This is a genomic window from Streptomyces tyrfis (assembly GCF_037034285.1).
In the GTDB taxonomy this organism is placed as follows: domain Bacteria; phylum Actinomycetota; class Actinomycetes; order Streptomycetales; family Streptomycetaceae; genus Streptomyces.
Genome location: NZ_JBAGJZ010000046.1, coordinates 23,142 through 41,296, shown reverse-complemented (window position 1 = coordinate 41,296; position 18,155 = coordinate 23,142). Strand labels below are relative to the sequence as shown.

The window sequence follows — 18,155 nt, the reverse complement described above, 5'->3', positions numbered from 1 at the left end:
GTATCGGCGGTCTGCTCGGAGGAGCGAGGCCGCCGACGCCCGCGGGCGGGTCATGGGACAAGGCCGGGCGAGCAGCGCTTCACGAGGGTGGCGAACCTCGATCCCGGCGCTGCGGCCGCCACCGCGGCGGCGTCGGACGCTGTGTCCACGTCGCGCAGGAGCGGCAGGTCGCGCACCCGGAGGCCTGCCCCGGTGAGCCGGTCGCGCTGGGCGGCGCCGGTGTACGCGGTGGACATCGGGACGCCGCGCAGCAGCGCCGGGGCGGGCGCGGCGAGGCCGAGCGCCCAGAACCCGCCGTCCTCCGCCGGGCCGAACCACGCGTCGCACTCCCGCCACGCGCCGGGGTCCAGCGCGGGGGCGAGGAGCTTCGCGGTGAGCTGTGGGGTGTCCATGCCGACCAGTAGGGCGGCGCCGTCCGGCACGGCGGCGAAGGCCGCGGCCAGCCGCTCGTCCAGGCCGCCGGACGCCTGCGGGATCACCTCGATGCCGGGCGGCAGCCAGGGTCCGGGCGCGCCGTCCAGGATGAGCATCCGGCGGCGGGCCGGGCAGCGCAGCACGGTCTCCAGGGTGTCGGCGAGCGCCGCCTCCGCGAGGGCGGCGGCCTGGGCGGGTGTGAACGGCGGCGTGAGCCGAGTCTTGACGTGTCCAGGCCGTGGCTCCTTGGCTATCACCAGCAGCGCGGTCGGTCCGGCCGGGCCGCTCACCGGGGGGCTCCCGCCGGACGCCGGGGCGGCTCGCCGAGGACCGCGCGCATGTCGCGCACCGCGTGCCAGGTGCCACGCCAGGTTCCCGTGATCTTGGAGCGGCCGGCGCGTGGGCGGTAGGGCACGTCGACCTCGCGCACCCGCCATCCGGCGTCGGCGGCGCGGATGACCATCTGCAACGGGTAGCCCGACCTGCGATCGGTCAGGTCCAGGTCGAGCAGGGCCTCCCGGCGGGCGACCCGCATCGGGCCGAGGTCGTGCAGGCGGAGGCCGGTGCGGCGGCGGATCAGCCGGGCCAGCTCGCGGTTGGCGAGCCGGGCGTGCACCGGCCAGGCGCGCCGTGTCGTCGGCCTGCGCCGCCCGAGCACCAGGTCCGCCTCGCCGTTCAGGACGGCGTGGGCCAGCGACGGCAGCAGCCCCGGGTCGAGGGAGGCGTCGCAGTCGCAGAGGCAGACCACGGGCGCGGTGGCGGCGCGCAGCCCGGCCGCGCACGCTGCGCCGAAGCCGCGCACCGGTTCGCTCACGACGTGCGCGCCCAGCGACGCGGCGAGTTCGGCGGAGCCGTCGGTCGAGCCGTTGTCGACGACCACGGCGCGCCACCCGGGCGGTACCCGCTCCAGCACCCAGGGAAGGGCGGCCGCTTCGTCAAGACACGGCAGCACGACGTCCACCAGGGGCCGATGCCTCTCGGTCATGTTTTTCAGCGTACGAATATCCATGTATGGGCGGAAATGGAGTAATGCATCTGGATTACCCGATGCGATCCGCCGTCGCCGTATGGCGCGGGCGGGTGTGCCATCGCCCTGTTCGACAGCGACACGGGCCCCGGCGGCGGGCGCCTCGAACCGGTGCGGGCCGCCACGGTTCCGGCGGCCGCGGGTTCGAGGCCGTCTCCCGCACGTGCGTCACCGGGGCTTCGATCACTGGCCGCGCAGGGGGACTCCGGCGAACTCCCGCACGCCGGCGGCGAACGGCACCCGGGGCAGCCAGCCGAGTTCCTCGCGCAGCCGTGACGAGGAGGCGGTGATATGGCGGACGTCGCCCAGCCGGTACTCACCGGTCACCACCGGCGCGGGCCCGCCGTGGGCCGCGGAGAGCGCGGTGGCCATTTCCCCCACGGTGTGCGGGCTTCCGCTGCCCACGTTGTAGGCGCGCAGCGTCCCCTCCGGGATCGCGGCGCCGACCGCGCCGAGCGCCGCCAGGTTGGCGGCGGCCACATCGGCGACGTGGACGAAGTCCCGGCGCTGACCGCCGTCCTCGAAGACCCGGGGCGGCTCGCCGCGGGCGAGCGCGGAACGGAAGAACGAGGCCACCCCGGCGTAGGGGGTGTCACGCGGCATTCCCGGTCCGTAGACGTTGTGGTAGCGCAGGGCGACCGCCCGGCCGCCGGTGGCCCGCGCCCAGGCGGCGGCCAGGTGCTCCTGGGCGACTTTCGTCGCCGCGTAGACGTTGCGCGGGTCGGGCGGCGCGTCCTCCGGCACCAGGCCGGGGGTGAGCGGATCGCCGCAGCGCCGGCAGACGGGCTCGAACCGCCCGGCGTCCAGGTCGGCGACCCGGCGCGGGCCGGGCCGGACGGCCCCGTGGCGGGCGCATGAGTAGCGGCCCTCGCCGTAGTAGACCATCGAGCCGGCCAGGACGAGCTCGCTCACCCCCAGCCGGGCCATGGCCGTGAGCAGGACGGCGGTGCCCAGGTCGTTGCACCCCACATAGGCGGGCACGTCGTCGAAGTCCCGGCTCAGGCCGACCATCGCCGCCTGGTGGCAGACCGCGTCCACTGTGTGCAGCGCCTCCTCGACCACCGCCCGGTCCCGCACGTCGCCGCGCACGAACTCCACACCGGGCGGCCGTGAGGACGGGAAGGCCGCCGCGCCGTGCGCCGCGGGCAGCACCGCGTCCAGCACGCGCACCCCATGTCCGGCCTCGACCAGCGCACCGACGACGTGGGAGCCGATGAACCCGGCCCCTCCTGTGACAAGCACCAACATGTTTCGAGGCTACGGCCGGATCCGACACGCGGCGCTGCGAGGCCGTCCGCCGTGCCGGCGGCTGCCACGATGACGGGTGTGGGAGTACGCACACTCTGCGCCACGGCACTGCTCGCCGCCCTCGTCGCCGTCGTCGCCGCGACGGTCCGCCTGGGCGGCGATCTCGGCCATCCGGCCGCGCTGCTGTACTGGTACGCCGCCGCGTGGGTGCTGTTCGCCGGAGCGGCGTGGACCGTGCGGCGCGTGCCGGTGCGCACCGCCGTGGCGCTGATCCTGGCCGGGGGGATCGCCCTGTGCGCGGTGGCGCTCTCGTCTCCGCCGCGCACCAGCGACGACATGTACCGCTACGCGTGGGACGGTCGCGTGCAGGCCACAAGGATCTCCCCGTACGCCTACCCGCCGGACGCGCCACAGCTCGCCTGGTTGCGTGATCCGTGGCTCTTCCCCGCCGGGACCGCGTGCCGCGGGTGGGACCTCCACTCGGTGGCGGGTGTGTGCACGCACATCAACAGGCCTTCCGAACCCACGATCTATCCGCCCGTGGCCGAGGGATGGTTCCTGCTGGTGCACGCCGTCTCCCCGGCGGGCGGGCGGCACAAGCCCCTGCAGCTCGCCGGTGCGGTGCTCTCCGTCGCCACGACGGCGGCGCTGCTGCTGGTGCGGCGGCGTACGTGCGGTGACATGCGGCGGGTGGCGCTGTGGGCATGGTGTCCGGCGGTGCCGTTCGCCGCGGTCAACGACGCCCATGTGGACACCGTCGGAGTGCTGCTCACGGTGGTCGCGCTGGGCGCGGCCGCAGGAGCACGCCGGGGAGCGCTGCTCGGGGCGGCGATCGCCGCCAAGCTGCTGCCCGCACTCACCCTTCCGGGCGCACTGTCGGGGGTGCTGGCCCCCGGGCGCAGCCCGCGTACCCGGCTGCGGGAGGCGGCGAGTGTGCTGCTCGCCGCCGTCGGCGTCGTGGCGCTCGTCTATCTCCCGTACCTGCTGGCATCCGGTTCCGCGGTCCTGGGCTATCTCCCCGGCTATCTGCGGGAGGAGGGGTACGAGCCGGGCGACGTCGGTCGGTTCGCGCTGCTGCGGTTGGTGCTGCCGGACGCGTGGGCCGGTCCGGCCGCTTTCGCACTGGTGGCGCTCACCGCCTGGCACGTCCTGCGGCACGGCGAGCCGGAGCGGCCGTGGCATGGATCGCTGCTGGTCACAGGGACCGCGCTGCTGCTCGCCTCGCCCGCGTACTACTGGTATGCGCTGCTCGTCGTGGCTCTCGTGGCCATGGGTGGCCGGGGGGAGTGGCTCGCCGTCGCCGCCGCGGGCACCGTGCTGTATGTCGCGAACGAACTGCACTGGCCCGGCGTCCAGGCAGCCGCGTACGGGACGGCCGCTGCGACGGTGCTCGCCGGTGTGCTCGTCCGGGCGCGGGCGCGCGGTGGCGGAGACGGGCGGCGGGACGGTGCGGGAGGGCAGGCGGGCGGGCCGCATCGGGTGCGCGGGGGTCATCGGTGGCGGCGTCCGAAGACGACCAGCCGCAGGACGGTGAAGCGCACCACGGTCACCAGGGCGAAGCTCGGCGCGAGCACCAGGGTCTCCGCCGCCGGCGAGGCGGTGGGCCGGTAGTGGCGGAAGAGCAGGACCGCGCCCGAGGTGACCAGGTACGCCAGGACGAAAAGGCCCCCTGCGGCCAGATGCGCCTGAAGGACCCGGACCGGGGACCCGCGAAAGGTCAGCCGGCGGTTGGCCTCCGTGTTGAGGACGGTGACGGCGAGAAGGGAGGCGAAATTGGCCAGGACGGGCGGCGACCAGTGGCGCAGAACCCAGTACAGCAGGGCCTGGGCCACCGTGGAGGCGACGCCGATCACGACGAACCAGAACGCTTCCCTGGTCAGCGCGGTGCGGCCGGGCCGGGTGGAGGCGCTGCGCTGTGTGCCGAGGCGTCGCACCCCACCATCATGGGGCCACCGGGCGACCCGTCCAGCCGTGCGGAGCACCGGTTCGGCCGTTCGGCTGGCGACGGACACCCGCATGCACGCCGGGCGCGGAAGGACGCCCCTGCCTGTGTCAGCTTGTAGCTGACGACGCGACAGACACCGACGGCGCGGCGGGGTTCGATCCACCCCTCGGAGAGCCGGCGCGGAGGCGGAGGAGGCGGCCGGTGGGCAGTGACGGACGACCGTCGGCACCGGACTCCGACGGGCCGCAGCGCCCGGGACCGGACGAGGATCACGCGCCGGGGCGCCTGGAGCGCGTTCGCGCTGCCGCAGCGGCGAGGGCCACCAAGGGGGCCGCTCGTACCCGGGCCCTTGTAAGGCGGGTCGAGCGGACTCCTCCGCCCCCGGGACCGTTCCGTCCCGGCTTCTGGCGCAGTCCCCTCCGCGGGCCCTGGCTGACGTCCGTGTTCGGGCTGGTGCTGCTGATCGGCATCCCCCTGCTCTTCGTGACCGGCGCGCTGTCCTACGCCGCCTACAACCCCGGCCTCGGCGCACTCAACGACCAGACCCCGGACAAGGGCCTGCTGGGCTTCTACCTGTTCGACTGGCCCACGCACCCCTACTGGCTGTACCGGCTCACCCAGGGCGTGCACGTGACGCTCGGCGTGGTCCTGGTGCCGGTGGTGCTGGCCAAACTGTGGTCGGTGATCCCGAAGCTGTTCGAGTGGCTGCCGGTCCGCAGCGCCGCCCACGCGCTGGAGCGGCTGTCGCTGCTGGCGCTGGTGGGCGGGGCCGTCTTCGAGTTCGTCACCGGGATCCTCAACATCCAGCTCTACTACGTCTTCCCGGGCTCCTTCTACACCCTGCACTTCTACGGCGCCTGGGTGTTCATCGCCGCGTTCGTCGTCCATGTGAGCCTGAAAATCGGCCGGATGACCCGCTCCCTGCGCTCCCGCAACCTGCTGACGGAGCTGCGCACCGGGCTCGCCGGCACCCGGCCGGAACCACCCGACCCGGACGGCCTGGTCGCGCTCGAACCCGCGGCGCCCACCATGTCCCGGCGCGGCGCACTCGCCATGGTGGGGGCCGGGTCGCTGCTCCTCCTGGTGGTCACCGCGGGACAGAGCATCGGCGGCCGGCTGCGCAGAACCGCCCTTCTCGCGCCGCACAACCGTGACCCGGGCGGCGGCCCGAAGGACTTCCAGGTCAACAAGACGGCCGCTTCCGTCGGCGTCACCCCCGCCCTCGTCGGGCCGGACTGGCGGCTGGAGGTCCGAGGCCACGGGCCGACGCTCGTCTTCACCCGCGCACAACTCCTCGCGATGCACCAGCATGCCGCCGCGCTGCCGATCGCCTGCGTGGAGGGGTGGTCCACCGACGACCAGGACTGGAGCGGCCTTCGTCTGGCCGACCTCGCCGCCCTGGCGGGCCTCCCCGACGCCGGAGGCGTCCTGGTGGAGTCCGTCCAGCCGCGCGGCCCGTACAGCTCGGTGGTGCTGCGGGGCAACCAGATTCACGATCTCCGGTCGCTGCTCGCCCTGCGGGTCAACGGCGCGGAGCTCTCGCTCGACCACGGCCACCCGGCCCGCGTCATCGTCCCGGCCAATCCCGGCGTGAACAACACCAAGTGGGTGCGCCGGCTCACCTTCAGGACGTGACCATGGCGCGCTTCGTCCGTTGGTACGGCTCCGGCCCCCTCCATCTTCTCGTCCTGATCGCCTCGTTCGCCCTCACCGGTTACGCCCTGGTGCGGCTGTTCGCGGTTCGCCCGGTCGAGGTCGCGATCTGGTTCGTCGGCGCGGTGGTCGTCCATGACCTGATCCTGCTCCCCCTGTACTCACTCGCCGATCTGTCGGCTCAAGCCGTCCTGCGGCATCGCGCCCCCCGCATGCCGCAACCGCCGTGGATCAACTATCTGCGGGTGCCCGCTTTCCTCTCCGGCGTGCTCCTGCTCGTCTGGTTCCCCCTCATCCTCGACCTCGCGATCCCCTACCCCGATGCCGCACGACTGTCCGAAGGCGTCTACCTCGGCCGATGGCTGGCCATCACCGCCGTGCTCTTCGGCGCCTCCGCCCTTGCCTTCGCCCTCAAGCTCCGCCGACTCCGGCGGGCCGCGCGCGCGGACGAGGAACGACCCGCATCGGGTCAAGACGCCGCGTCATGACGCCCGGCGAGGAGCGATCGCCCCGCGCCGACGCGGACCCCTACGCACTGGCCCTGCGCAATGGCCGCGAACTGGTGTACCTGCGACTGGCGGACGGGCGCCGGATCCGGATGCCGGTGGATCGCTGGTACTCACACCCCACCGCGGCCGACGAATCCGTGCTCAATCGCTGCGTCGGCCCCATTCTCGACGTCGGCTGCGGGCCCGGCCGGCTGTGCAGGGCACTCCTGGGTCGCGGAGCCTTCGCACTCGGCGTCGATGTGGCTCCCCGCGCGGTGGCCCATACGATCGCTCTCGGCGGAATCGCGCTGCGTCAATCAGTGTTCGACCGGCTACCGGCCGAGGGGGGCTGGGAGACCGTCCTGCTCATCGACGGCAACATCGGTATCGGCGGTGACCCGGGCGCTCTGCTGTACCGCTGCATCCAGGTCACCGCCCCGACGGGTCTTCTCCTCGTCGAGGTCGACCTCGACGACGTCGAGGAACGCTGCACCGCCCGATTCGAAGATGGTCACGGCCACGAAGGTCCGCCGTTTCCCTGGGCACGTCTGGGAGCACCGGCACTCCGCAGGACCGCCGAGGACCTTGCCCTCAGCGTCACCGACCAGTGGAGATGCGGCCAACGACGCTTCCTCGCCCTCGGCCATCGGGACACGGCCTCGGGACGTCGTCGCTGAGGCGGGACGCACCACGCGGTGACGAGGAGACACGACGCCGGCAGGCCGGACCCCGCGTGCGGGGCGCGGCACCGGGCCGTGTCACTTGGTCGGGGCAGCGACCGGCGGCCGGCACGTGCGATCCGCCGATCACGCTGATGGGGTGGGGGGAAGTCCGCCTAGCCTCAATACCGGTAACTTAGGGGCATTCCGGTCGTTGTTGTTGGTGCGCCAAGAGCGGGTCAGCTGAAGTCATTTGGTGAGCGTCTGTCGGACCGGGTCGCGGTCGGGGTACTGACGCAGGCGTTTCCTCAGTCGCTTGTGGACGAGGTGTTGGCGGAGACGGGCCGGGTGCAGCAGCGGAATCGGCTGTTGCCGGCCCGGTTGGTGGTCTACTTCGTGTTGGCGATGTGCCTGTTCTCGGGGCAGAGCTATGAGGAGGTCGCCCGGCTGCTGACCGCGGGTTTGCGGGGTGCGCGGCGCTGGCGTGCGTCGTGGGTGGTGCCGAGTTCGGCGGCGATCTGGAAGGCCAGGTCCCGCTTGGGTGTGGCGCCGCTGCGGCAGTTGTTCGCGCGGGTGTGCCGTCCGGTCGCCACACCGGCCACTCAGGGTGCTTTTCTACCGCGACTGGCGGCTGGCCGCGATCGACGGCACCACGTTCGACCTGCCTGACACGAAGGCGAACGTGGACGCCTTCGGTGGTCCGCCTCGCTCCGGGCGGGGTGAACAGGACGTCGGATGCCCGCAGTTGCGCATGGTCGGTCTGGTGGAGTGCGGTACCCACGCGGTCTTCGACGCCGCGATCGGAGCTCTGCGCGCCGGAGAGCAGACTCTGGCCCGGGCGGTCCTGCCGTCCCTGCGGCCGGGAATGCTGCTGCTGGCCGACCGTGGCTTCTACGGCGTGGACCTGTGGCGTACAGCCGCGGCCACTGGGGCGGGCCTGCTGTGGCGAGTCCGTAAAGACCTGGTGCTGCCCGTGGTGGAGCAGCTGTCGGACGGCTCCTACCTCACGGAGATCTTCGACCGGAGCGACATCCACCACACCCGTCGCGGGGTGCCAGTACGCGCGGTGGAGTACACCATCGCCGGCCACGAGGGCGCCTACCGCCTCATCACCACGATCCTCGACCCGGACAAGGCCCCAGCCGCGGAACTGGCCGCCCTCTACGCCCAGCGATGGGAGTTCGAGTCCACCCGCGACGAAATCAAGACTCACCTCGGCGGGCCTCGCCTGGTGCTGCGTTCACAGCACCCCGAGGGAGCCGAGCAGGAACTCTACGGCTTCCTGCTCGTCCACCATGCCATCCGGCACCTGATGCACCAGGCCGCACGACAAGGCGATCACGATCCCGACCGGATCTCCTTCACCCGCTCACTGCGCGTCGTGCGCCGCCAGGTCACCGACCAGGCGGCATTTCCCCCCCGGCAGACTCACCCGCGCAATCAAGGCCACCCACGCTGAACTCCTCGAACGCCTCCTGCCACCACGACGCCGCCGGTCCAACCCCCGCGTCATCAAACGAAAAGTCGCCAGCTGGCCCCTCAAACGCGCCGCCCACCGCACTACAGACCGACCACGCGACCCAGCCATCACCATCGTTGATGCCACCAAACCCAAACGGGTCAAGCGAACAAAAGCACCCTAAGTTACCGGTATTGAGGTTAGATCACTTCACATCATTCCGGGAGAATCCGTGACCGTGAGCAAGAACATCAACAACCCCGTGGGCATGGGCGGCGGCCAGCGCAAGAGGCTGTCCCGCGCCGAACGGCAGAACAACGGTCCGCATCGCAACCTCGACCGCCAGGGTGCCGCCGACCGGAAGGCGGAGCTTGTGCGCAAGATGCGCGAGAAGGCCGACGCGGCCGAGGGTGCCGGACAGACGGGGCGACGGCATCGCACAGAGCTGACGACCGCCGCCGCAGGTCGGCACTGCATGGGGCAGGACCAGAACCACGACGCGCGGTCCTGGCCCTGCTGCCGTACCGGGCGCGGCCGGTCCTACTCAGCTCTCGGCCGGCCATCCGCGTCTCGGCCGAGCACCCGGTGCGTACCCCTACATGCCGTCAGGAGTTCAGCTCAAGTGCACCCGGAGTCCGAGGGTCATCCGGGACGGGTACAGCTTCGACCTGGACGTCGAGGCCTACGACAAGCTGCGCAGCACGGAACGCTCGACACCTGGGCATCTGGGCCCTGTTGCTCTTGGCGGTGCCGCCCAACCTCGAACTCTGGTCCCCAGCACTCCGATTCCGTCGCGCTCGCCTGCCAGGGATACGGGGCCTGCTTGCACGGCCGCGACTCGGTAGCCGGCCGTACGGCGACCGCGATCAGTCTCCCGGAGAAGCGACAGCTCTCGGTGAAGTCCATGCGCGGCATGTTCGACATGGCACGCAGCATTCTCGGGTCCGGCAACGACATGCCCGAGGTAAATGAATACCTGTGTCGGCGGCCTCAGACTTTAACAGCCCTTACCGGGAGAGTTTCTGCCGCAGCGCACACGGGAAATAAATGCGACACGCACAATCTGCCGCTGCATGCTACTGTCGGACTCGGTTGCAGTTTTGGTACCCAAAAAACTTCAGCGCCTCCGGTCGGCCTTCAGGTCACAGGGAAGCGCTTTGTATTTCCGGTCATTTTCCGGGCGGGCATCATCGCGGCGACACGGTTTCCGTACAGTGCGGATTCCGGTGTACTGCCCAAAGGAGATATGGCATGGCTACTGGCACCGTGAAGTGGTTCAACGCGGAAAAGGGCTTCGGCTTCATCGAGCAGGACGGTGGCGGTCCTGACGTGTTCGCGCACTACTCGAACATCGCCTCCCAGGGCTTCCGCGAGCTGCAGGAAGGCCAGAAGGTCAGCTTCGACATCGCGCAGGGCCAGAAGGGCCCGACGGCCGAGAACATCGTTTCCGCCTGACGCTGACGCGCATTTCGTAGCTGGGGCCCGCATCCCTCGGGGTGCGGGCCCCAGCTACACGCTTTTCTGCAGCACATTATCGAGGGACGCGCCCCCTTCGGAGACGCACCCGGCGATGCACCGGATTCGTTTTCGCACGCCATCCTCCATTTTTGCTTACGTCAACACGGATTTCCCGTGGGCCGCGTTCGCATTCTATTCGGTCCGTGCATGTGATTCCCCGCACTGCTCTTACGCCGGGAATTCCTTGATACGTGCCGTGTCAAGGAAGGTTCTTCATGAACCCCACAAACACGAACAGCCGTTCCTCCCGCGCCCGCCGCAACAGCGGCCACGGGTACGACTCCCCTGCTGGTTCGATTCGGGGCAGTCGCTTCGGTTCGTCCACCCCGAACCGTTCGGCAGGTCCGAACCGTTCGGGTGGCCGGCGGCCCGCCGCGATGCAGGGAGAGTTCGCCCTTCCGGAGACGACCACTCCGGCACTGCCCGCAGTCGACGTGTTCAGCGACCTCGACATGCCGAGGAGCCTGCTGACCACCCTCACCGCGCAGGGCGTCACCATGCCCTTTCCGATCCAGGGCGCGACGCTGCCGAACTCTCTGGCGGGCCGTGACGTTCTGGGCCGCGGCCGAACCGGCTCCGGTAAGACTCTTGCCTTCGGCCTGGCTCTGCTGGCCCGCACCGCCGGACAGCGCGCCGAGCCCCGTCAGCCGCTGGCCCTGGTTCTGGTACCCACCCGGGAACTCGCTCAGCAGGTCACCGATGCCCTCACTCCTTACGCCCGCGCTGTGAAACTGCGCCTGGCCACCGTCGTCGGCGGGATGTCGATCAGCCGGCAGGCGACTGCGCTGCGGGGCGGCGCCGAAGTCGTCGTGGCCACCCCCGGTCGCCTCAAGGACCTCATCGACCGCGGCGACTGCCGACTGAACCAGGTCGCCATCACCGTCCTGGACGAAGCCGACCAGATGGCCGACATGGGCTTCATGCCGCAGGTCACCGCGCTCCTGAACCAGGTCCGCCCCGAGGGCCAGCGCATGCTGTTCTCCGCGACCCTGGACCGAAACGTCGACCTTCTGGTCCGTCGCTACCTCGCCGACCCCGTCGTCCACTCCGTGGATCCCTCCCAGGGTGCGGTCACCACGATGGAGCATCACATCCTGCACGTGCGCGGTGCCGACAAGCACCGGTTGACGACGGAGATCGCGGCGCGCGACGGGCGGGTGATCATGTTCCTGGACACCAAGCACGCCGTTGACCGCCTCACCCAGGACCTCCTCGCCAGCGGTGTCCGGGCCGCCGCCTTGCACGGAGGCAAGTCACAGCCGCAGCGCACCCGCACCCTCGCCCAGTTCAAGTCAGGGCATGTGACCGTCCTGGTCGCGACGAACGTCGCGGCGCGCGGCATTCACGTCGACCATCTCGACCTCGTCGTGAACGTGGACCCGCCGACCGACCACAAGGACTACCTCCACCGCGGCGGCCGTACCGCGCGGGCCGGCGAGTCCGGCAGTGTCGTCACCCTGGTCACCAACAACCAGCGCCGCGACATGACGCGCCTCATGGCGGCCGCCGGCATCGTGCCCCGGGCTACCCAGGTCCGCTCCGGCGAGGAAGCACTCCGCCGGATCACCGGCGCCCGGACCCCCTCCGGCATCCCCGTGACGATCACCACGCCGGCACCCGAGCGACGCAAGCGCGGCACGGCCTCCCGCGGTCGACGCAGCCTCACTGCGGCTGCCCGGCGCGCGAGCGGGCGGAACTCCGCCTTCGACGCGGCGGCCTGAACACCGCGTGATCCGGAAGCTGACCCATCTCTGCAGGAGGTACGTCGTGACCCTGATCCAGCTGCAGCCCCCCTCGTTGAACGCCACCCCCGTGTCGGAGTCGGTGTTCGACACCATGAACACGGCCGGGCCGCAGGTCTGCGACGACATGACCGTCGAGGTGGCCCTGTCCGTCATGGCCAGCGACAGGACCGGACACCTGCGGGTCTGCGACAACGACGGCCTGTGCGCCGGACTGGTCACCCAGGCCCAGCTCACCACCGTCCGCGACAGCCCCGCCTACACGGACCGACTCCAGTTGCGCGACATCCTCGGCGACCGAGGGCCGCACACCTCGCCCGCCACCATGGTGGCCGAGCACGCCACGCACCACCGTCGGCCCGCTACCCCCTCCGCCGTGGACGAGCAGGTCGGCGCGTCGGGCGTCCCCGCCCTGGCCCTCTGAACCGTCTCACCCGGCGGAACAACTTCCTTCCCTTCTCTGTGATCCCTGTGAGGCATCGTGCGCTGTGTCATCGCCCGCTTCCCGTTCGAACTCACCAGGAACGGCGTCCTGGACTCCATGAAGGACATCAAGCCCGAGGAGGTCGTCGGCGAGTCCGTGATCATCGGTCGCCGCACCTACCCGGTCAAGCAGGTCGGCCAGGTCATCACCCGCCAGGACCGCCGCGACTTCAGTGCCGACGAAGTCGTCCGGGCCATGGCCAAGCTCGGCTTCACCTGCCACGGCCTCCCCCAGACGACCGTGCCCACCCGCGCCCTCAGCCCGCACCAGCACGCCTCCGCGATGCTCGGCGGCCCGGCGGGCCCTCCGACCGCCTGATCGTTCGCCCGGGGGAAACGTACGCGGACAACCGAACAGCCAAGAGGGCCCGACCGGCACACGCCGGTCGGGCCCTCTCCCGTACCAGTGAGTTCCTCCGCGCGGCGCGAGGTCAGTGATCGGAGTAGCTGAAGTCGCCCACGGTCCAGGCGCTGACCTCCGCAATCGAGACGCGGTACATCCCACCCGTCTCCGGGATGCCCACCGCGCCCTGGAGGATCCGCGCCATATGGAAGTGCAGATACGCGGGCGGCGCCTCCTCCCGCGTCATCGCGGTGAACATGGCGGAGAACTCGCCCAGGCGGGACGAGTCCGTCAGGACCTCCGCCACCCGTTGCCGCCACACGGCTTCGGGGGCCAGCCGACCGGTGATGACAGCACCACCGGTGACCACGGTCAGAGACATCTGATTGCTGTGCCCGGACTCGACCAGCGCAGCGACGTCAACGAGCAGCTCGTCAGGCTTCGACATGAAAGCCGATCCTAATCACGAGTCGTCCCGTCCCCCGACCGTTCGTGCTGTCGAGCAGGACGGACAGTCGCCGCCTTCCCCCAGGAGACCCGGCGGGCGACCGCGGCCGCCCCGGCGAGCCGGTTCACCACGGGCTGGCCGATGCCTCCGGCAAGGCCAATTACCTCCTGACAAGACACGCGAAAATCTCTGTTGGCCGGAGTAGACATTGAGCGGTGGCGTGGTTATGGTTTCTCTCGTCCCCAGAGAGACATACAGGGCCTGGCAGAGAAGAACTGCCGGCAGTGCGTGTAGTTCGCAGGACGGTGCGGCAGTGGAGTTTCGAAGCCAGGGTTGTTGCAGGACGGCGACGGGACTGACGGCCGGACCGGGCGGCCCGCAACGAGGGGCCGCCGGAGCGGGGCCACTGTCATGGAAGGTGCGGTCCCGTGAGTGCAGTTCGCAGTACCCAGCAGTGAAGTGACAGAGCGGTACCTCGGTGAAGGCGTCGGCTGCGGACGCGCGCACCGGGAAGTTCGGCAGTGGGGTTCCGAGCCAGAGCAGACGCTGAAAGGGCAACGGGGCCGACTGCCCGAGAGCGGCGCTGCCACCGGCTGCCGAGCAGTTCGCATCAGCAGCCGTACGCAGTGCCCCATGGTAGGTAGTTGATCACCGAGGGAAGAACGGAGGAGCCCACGCCATCAGGATCGCCCGGGCCGGAGCAATGAGCCCGGGTACCGCAGGACATCGATAGTGAGGTGGTCCCCGGTCAAGCAACCGCGATCCCCGCAATCCCGACAGCAGCCAGGTCGGGTCCGCGGACACAGAATGCCGGCGCAGTAGCAGTATCAGGACCGGCAGGTGGTGTAGTAGTTCCTTCGGGGCCCTGGTGCCGTACGGCATCAGGGCCCCTCCATGCGTTCCACAAGAGAGGTGCAAGTGACAGCAGACGACTCGTACAGCCGACTTGACGACGACGACTACCCCGCCTACACGATGGGCCGGGCCGCCGAGATGCTCGGCACGACCCAGGGTTTCCTCCGCGCCATCGGTGAAGCCCGTCTGATCACCCCCCTGCGCTCGGAGGGCGGACACCGCCGCTACTCCCGCTATCAACTGCGCATCGCCGCCCGCGCCCGCGAACTGGTCGACCAGGGCACGTCCATCGAGTCCGCCTGTCGCATCGTCGTCCTGGAAGACCAGCTCGAAGAGGCGCAACGCATAAATGCCGAGTACCGCCGCGCCGCCGAAGCGGCAAAGCCGCCGACCGAGGACTGAGGCGGTGTGAGCCCGCCGGATACCGGCGGACCCGCAGTTCAGGGGGTACTCACGGACCCAAGTGCCGGGTGATTCGTACAAAGTGGCCCAGTGCGCCCTGCTCACCGCTCGCGGGTATCACTGCGGGATCGTATCGCGGCCAGTTCCACCTGCGAGAGGTAGTCGCCGAGCCCGAGGTCTTCCTGCGGCCTTCGCCGCTGGCCACGAGGGTCCAGGCGGCGTTCCGCTCCGCCTACGGTTTGCCCCGGGTCGACGCGGTTGCGGTCAGTACGGACAACGTCGACCACCTTCGGGAGCTGACCGGTGCCCTGGCGTACCAGATCGACGACCAGGTGGTCCGGGAGTACCGGCAGCTTCTCTGGGCCCGCCGTCAGCCCGTCTGAAGTTCCTTCACCACGCGCTCCGCCGTTTCCCGGGCAGCCCCCAGTCGGGGGCGTCCGGGTCGGCGTAGGGGCCGAGGATCTTCGCGGCGACGAACAGCGTCATCAGCTTGCCGTCCCGGGTATCCAGATCGTCACGCCGCTCGCTGCGGACGCGGTCGGCCAGAGCCGGGACGGCGAGAGAGGCGCCCCACAGATTCGCCGCGTCCAGGCCGCACGGGGCCATGCCCCAGTTCTCCCAGTCGAACACACAGAACACAGGCGCCGTCATATTCGCCCAGTTGAAATTCGCGTGGGCCGGACGCCATTCGACCACGGCCGTATCGGCGCCGGGGAAGACACCTTGGATCGTTCCCGTCACCAGTTTCTGTGTGAGGGTCTCGGTATCCGGTGTCGCGATCCGGTTCGTGCGTTGAATGGCGAGGGCGTCCATGGAGGCATTCCGGGCGGCCTTGCGCAGATCCACTGAATTCAGCGTTATGTGCCCGAACTTACCAAGTCGCAGCCGCATTTCGAGGCGGTCTCCAGCTAGCCCTCGGTGGGGGATCGCCGAATTTCACCACGCTTGAGGCAAACCCACGCCCCTGGTCGTGAGCCGAATTGGCCAACCATGTGATCCAGCATGCCTTCCGCGCCCACCTCGACGAGTGGACCACGTCCACGACACGTTCCTCCCGAAGGTCCCAATGGGGTCGGCGAGAGCGCGCTCGCGGAGCGTATATCGGTGTAGCACGGTTTTCGGGTGATCCGCCCCCAGGGTATTCGCCCACGGCAGACAAGAAAGAACTTCAAAAGACTGGAAACCCCAGCAGAGACCATGTCAACGTACAACTTCTCGGAAAACCGGGTCAGATGAAGCAGCTCCGCCGCGGTCAGGGTTACCCGGAACCCCGCACCGCGTGAGGCTGCCTTGCTGGCATGGTCTCTACTTGGGAGGCGAATCTGTCTGAATCTGCTGTTCGATCCGCTCGCTTCGCGTCCCCCGTCCTCTGTGCGCTCGGCGTGCTGAACGCGTGGTTCGGTCAGGTGGCGGGGGCAGCGCCGTTTCTACCGGGCTCTGTATCTGTATTTGCGCGGTTGGCCTGTTCGGCGAGGACACGCTGCAACGAGACTATCGCCGCGACCGTGCCGTCCTCATGCGGCTTGCGACACCCTGGCGCTTCAACTCGGCAAGGGGGCAGCGCCATTGGTGTCCCTGAGCGCGTTGCAGCGCGAAGTCTGTCTCACGGACGATGGACTGCTGGTGCTTGTCACGGACGGCGCGACCCCGACGCCGCGTTCATACCGGCTCACTTCCTGACGGCGGCCGGCCCGAGAAGCGCTGTCGGATTCATCTGGTGCGGCGCGCAACATAGACCACGATCGCCGGTTAGCCAAACCGGCGATCGTCGCGACCCTGGAGGAGTTCGCACTTGGCTGCGCTTGGCGGTGGAGCTGTAGCGGACGCAGTGGGCCGACTCGTGTTCGGGAGGACCGTCCTGCCCTCTGCCGCCCAGACGAGCGTGGCGCCCGTCGCCGAACCGCAAGGGCGCCCCTGCAGATGGAGAGTGACGTAAATGGGGTTCCGGTCGAGTAGTTCTGCTGGAGGGGCGAGCGGAAGCGACTCTTCGCTCGTGCTCATGTCTCCTGACGATGTCGCGAGGTACCTGGTTAGGCCGAAAAGCTGGGTTTACGGAAACTGGCGGAGCCAGGGGATTCCTTTCAAGAAGGTCGGTAATGCCCTTCGGTGTCGACTGGTGGATCTGAATGAATGGCTCGACCGGCAGATCCCGTAATGGGTGTGACGAGAAACTAAAAGGCCGAGCTTGCTCGGATACGGAAAGGGGGCGGCAGGTGGCCAGGAAGGGAAATGGTCTCGGTAGTACGCCGGTCGAAATACCGCGAAGTGGTAGGCCGAACACCTGGGGAGTGCGGACACCCCTGCACTACGATCCGGCTCAGGGGAAGCAGGTTCGCTTCTGGATTGGTCGGGAATACGCAACGAAGACCCAGGTCAGTAGGGCTCTCAGTAAGTGGATGGCAGACCGAGAATCGGGTGTCGTTGTTTCGCGCTCGGACATGAAGCTCGGGGACTGGATGGACAAGTGGTTCGACGGTCTCCGAGTTGAAGACACGACCAAGGCAGGATACGAGCCCAAGATACGGCTTCACATCAAGCCCCACCTGGGGGCTAAGAAGGTCAAGGACGTGACAGACGATGACCTCGATTCCCTGTACCGGACGCTTGAGACGGCCCCCTGCCCGTCGAACAAGGGAAAGCCGCTGGGGGCGAAGTCCGTTCGCCACGTCCACAACATCCTGTCCGGCGCGTTCGACGCGGCGGTCGCGAAAAGGCTGATCCCAGCCAATCCGGCGTCGACTGCAAATCCGCCTACCATCCGACAGATCAAGGCGCAGGAGCGCAAGTACGTGACCCTCGACGATGCCGACACAGCTCGGTTTCTTGAGGAGATCTGGACGCCCTGCGGGCGGCGCGGCTGTGGCCCTCTGCACTTCTGTACCCGAGACGCCCCGCTGTGGACCACCTACACGGCAACAGGAGTCCGCCGCAGCGAGGCTCTCGGCATGATGTGGCATCTCGTCCACTGGGATGACTGCGCCATCGAGCTCGAATGGGTCGTCGTCGAAGTCGGCAACAAGAGCGTGCTTCGGCGCCTCACCAAAGACGGAGACGACAACGCGATCATCTACGTCGACCAGGCGTTGATGAACGTCCTCAAGACGCAGTGGGAGCGTCAGGAGATGTGGAAGGAGAGGCTTGCCCCGCTCTGGGACGACCACGACCTCATCTTCGCCCGGGATGGGTACTTGCTCCGCAAGGACGGAATCACTGTGGCCCAGTACGGAAAACGGCGAGTAGCGGGCGCGCGGAAGCTCGCGTCGGGAACGGCACAGCGCATCGGACTGGGGCGGATCGGGTGAGTGTCCGGCTGCGCTGGTCACGCTGCTGGTCACGGATGGGTCCCGAACACCGGAAAATGCCTGGTCAGAGGCGCAGGGACAAGAAGGACGACCGGGGCCGCCACCCCCGGCATGACTGATTCTCAGATGGCTCCTGACCTGGGTTTTTGTGGAAATGGTCCAGGATCCT

16 protein-coding genes and 4 pseudogenes are annotated in these 18,155 nt (G+C 69.3%); 14 read left to right on the top strand and 6 right to left on the bottom strand.

What is annotated here, in order from left to right:
* Positions 1-50: 50 nt before the first annotated feature.
* The 3 genes from WA762_RS28330 to WA762_RS28320 all read right to left on the bottom strand — a co-directional run bounded on the left by WA762_RS28330 (position 51) and on the right by WA762_RS28320 (position 2,689).
* Positions 51-704: a TIGR04282 family arsenosugar biosynthesis glycosyltransferase gene (locus WA762_RS28330; protein ID WP_335939358.1), complete on the bottom strand. Its 654-nt coding sequence runs from the start codon at positions 702-704 to the stop codon at positions 51-53.
* Complete coding sequence (locus tag WA762_RS28325) at positions 701-1,399, bottom strand: glycosyltransferase family 2 protein (protein WP_335939357.1); 699 nt, start codon at positions 1,397-1,399, stop codon at positions 701-703. Before WA762_RS28325 ends, WA762_RS28330 begins: the two co-directional genes overlap by 4 nt.
* A gap of 225 nt (positions 1,400-1,624) precedes the next feature.
* Positions 1,625-2,689 carry an NAD-dependent epimerase/dehydratase family protein gene (locus tag WA762_RS28320; protein WP_335939356.1) on the bottom strand — a complete coding sequence of 355 codons (1,065 nt, stop codon included), beginning with the start codon at positions 2,687-2,689 and terminating at the stop codon, positions 1,625-1,627.
* A gap of 69 nt (positions 2,690-2,758) precedes the next feature.
* On the opposite strand from WA762_RS28320, the gene WA762_RS28315 reads away from it, so the two are divergent.
* A complete protein-coding gene (locus tag WA762_RS28315; RefSeq protein ID WP_335939355.1) occupies positions 2,759-4,300 on the top strand; it encodes a hypothetical protein in 1,542 nt (513 codons plus the stop codon).
* Here WA762_RS28315 and WA762_RS28310 read toward each other — a convergent pair.
* Positions 4,258-4,707 (bottom strand): annotated as a pseudogene (locus WA762_RS28310) (GtrA family protein); the annotation flags it as partial. The gene WA762_RS28315 and the pseudogene WA762_RS28310 overlap by 43 nt on opposite strands.
* Before the next feature lie 359 nt (positions 4,708-5,066).
* Between WA762_RS28310 and WA762_RS28305 the strand changes: the two are divergent.
* From WA762_RS28305 to WA762_RS28265, 9 genes and pseudogenes are all read left to right on the top strand, one after another.
* Positions 5,067-6,269 (top strand): molybdopterin-dependent oxidoreductase, encoded by a 1,203-nt coding sequence (locus tag WA762_RS28305; protein WP_335939378.1) that lies wholly within the window; start codon positions 5,067-5,069, stop codon positions 6,267-6,269.
* A 2-nt stretch (positions 6,270-6,271) separates the two neighbouring features.
* Entirely contained in the window at positions 6,272-6,775 is a 504-nt protein-coding gene (locus WA762_RS28300; protein ID WP_335939354.1) for a hypothetical protein, read from the top strand.
* A complete protein-coding gene (locus WA762_RS28295) occupies positions 6,772-7,452 on the top strand; it encodes a class I SAM-dependent methyltransferase (RefSeq protein ID WP_335939353.1) in 681 nt (226 codons plus the stop codon). Before WA762_RS28300 ends, WA762_RS28295 begins: the two co-directional genes overlap by 4 nt.
* A 225-nt stretch (positions 7,453-7,677) precedes the next feature.
* Positions 7,678-8,893, top strand: a pseudogene (locus tag WA762_RS28290) (IS4 family transposase).
* Between the two features lie 232 nt (positions 8,894-9,125).
* Positions 9,126-9,320: pseudogene (locus WA762_RS28285) on the top strand (DUF6243 family protein); the annotation flags it as partial.
* Positions 9,321-10,144: 824 nt separating this feature from the next.
* A complete protein-coding gene (locus WA762_RS28280) occupies positions 10,145-10,348 on the top strand; it encodes a cold-shock protein (protein ID WP_335939352.1) in 204 nt (67 codons plus the stop codon).
* 278 nt (positions 10,349-10,626) lie between these two features.
* Positions 10,627-12,132, top strand: a complete 1,506-nt coding sequence (locus WA762_RS28275; RefSeq protein ID WP_335939351.1) for a DEAD/DEAH box helicase — start codon at positions 10,627-10,629, stop codon at positions 12,130-12,132.
* 46 nt (positions 12,133-12,178) lie between these two features.
* Positions 12,179-12,577, top strand: coding sequence for a CBS domain-containing protein (locus WA762_RS28270; RefSeq protein WP_335939350.1), 399 nt, complete (start codon positions 12,179-12,181; stop codon positions 12,575-12,577).
* Between the two features lie 57 nt (positions 12,578-12,634).
* A complete protein-coding gene (locus tag WA762_RS28265; RefSeq protein ID WP_335939349.1) occupies positions 12,635-12,955 on the top strand; it encodes an SCO5918 family protein in 321 nt (106 codons plus the stop codon).
* 112 nt (positions 12,956-13,067) lie between these two features.
* Here the strand turns inward: WA762_RS28265 and WA762_RS28260 are convergent, their stop codons facing one another.
* Positions 13,068-13,427 (bottom strand): hypothetical protein, encoded by a 360-nt coding sequence (locus tag WA762_RS28260; RefSeq protein WP_335939348.1) that lies wholly within the window; start codon positions 13,425-13,427, stop codon positions 13,068-13,070.
* Between the two features lie 918 nt (positions 13,428-14,345).
* Here WA762_RS28260 and WA762_RS28255 point away from each other — a divergent pair.
* Both WA762_RS28255 and WA762_RS28250 read left to right on the top strand, forming a co-directional pair.
* Entirely contained in the window at positions 14,346-14,684 is a 339-nt protein-coding gene (locus WA762_RS28255; protein WP_335939347.1) for a MerR family transcriptional regulator, read from the top strand.
* A 239-nt stretch (positions 14,685-14,923) separates the two neighbouring features.
* Complete coding sequence (locus WA762_RS28250) at positions 14,924-15,067, top strand: hypothetical protein (protein ID WP_335939346.1); 144 nt, start codon at positions 14,924-14,926, stop codon at positions 15,065-15,067.
* On the opposite strand, the pseudogene WA762_RS28245 reads toward WA762_RS28250, so the two are convergent.
* Positions 15,055-15,512, bottom strand: a pseudogene (locus tag WA762_RS28245) (hypothetical protein); the annotation flags it as partial. The gene WA762_RS28250 and the pseudogene WA762_RS28245 overlap by 13 nt on opposite strands.
* A gap of 1,108 nt (positions 15,513-16,620) precedes the next feature.
* Here WA762_RS28245 and WA762_RS28240 point away from each other — a divergent pair.
* Both WA762_RS28240 and WA762_RS28235 read left to right on the top strand, forming a co-directional pair.
* On the top strand, positions 16,621-16,839 hold the full coding sequence (locus tag WA762_RS28240) for a helix-turn-helix domain-containing protein (RefSeq protein WP_335939345.1): 219 nt from the start codon (positions 16,621-16,623) through the stop codon (positions 16,837-16,839).
* 241 nt (positions 16,840-17,080) lie between these two features.
* The gene (locus WA762_RS28235) at positions 17,081-17,986 is read left to right on the top strand and encodes a tyrosine-type recombinase/integrase (RefSeq protein ID WP_335939344.1); all 906 of its coding nucleotides are present in this window, start codon (positions 17,081-17,083) and stop codon (positions 17,984-17,986) included.
* Positions 17,987-18,155 lie beyond the last annotated feature (169 nt).

Excerpts from the sequence above, each read along its gene's own strand:
- WA762_RS28325 (WP_335939357.1), bottom strand. The coding sequence starts at position 1,399 with ATGACCGAGAGGCATCGGCCCCTGGTGGACGTCGTGCTGCCGTGTCTT.
- WA762_RS28320 (WP_335939356.1), bottom strand. The coding sequence starts at position 2,689 with ATGTTGGTGCTTGTCACAGGAGGGGCCGGGTTCATCGGCTCCCACGTC.
- WA762_RS28315 (WP_335939355.1), top strand. The coding sequence starts at position 2,759 with ATGACGGGTGTGGGAGTACGCACACTCTGCGCCACGGCACTGCTCGCC.
- WA762_RS28300 (WP_335939354.1), top strand. The coding sequence starts at position 6,272 with ATGGCGCGCTTCGTCCGTTGGTACGGCTCCGGCCCCCTCCATCTTCTC.
- WA762_RS28295 (WP_335939353.1), top strand. The coding sequence starts at position 6,772 with ATGACGCCCGGCGAGGAGCGATCGCCCCGCGCCGACGCGGACCCCTAC.
- WA762_RS28280 (WP_335939352.1), top strand. The coding sequence starts at position 10,145 with ATGGCTACTGGCACCGTGAAGTGGTTCAACGCGGAAAAGGGCTTCGGC.
- WA762_RS28275 (WP_335939351.1), top strand. The coding sequence starts at position 10,627 with ATGAACCCCACAAACACGAACAGCCGTTCCTCCCGCGCCCGCCGCAAC.
- WA762_RS28260 (WP_335939348.1), bottom strand. The coding sequence starts at position 13,427 with ATGTCGAAGCCTGACGAGCTGCTCGTTGACGTCGCTGCGCTGGTCGAG.
- WA762_RS28240 (WP_335939345.1), top strand. The coding sequence starts at position 16,621 with ATGGGGTTCCGGTCGAGTAGTTCTGCTGGAGGGGCGAGCGGAAGCGAC.
- WA762_RS28235 (WP_335939344.1), top strand. The coding sequence starts at position 17,081 with ATGGCAGACCGAGAATCGGGTGTCGTTGTTTCGCGCTCGGACATGAAG.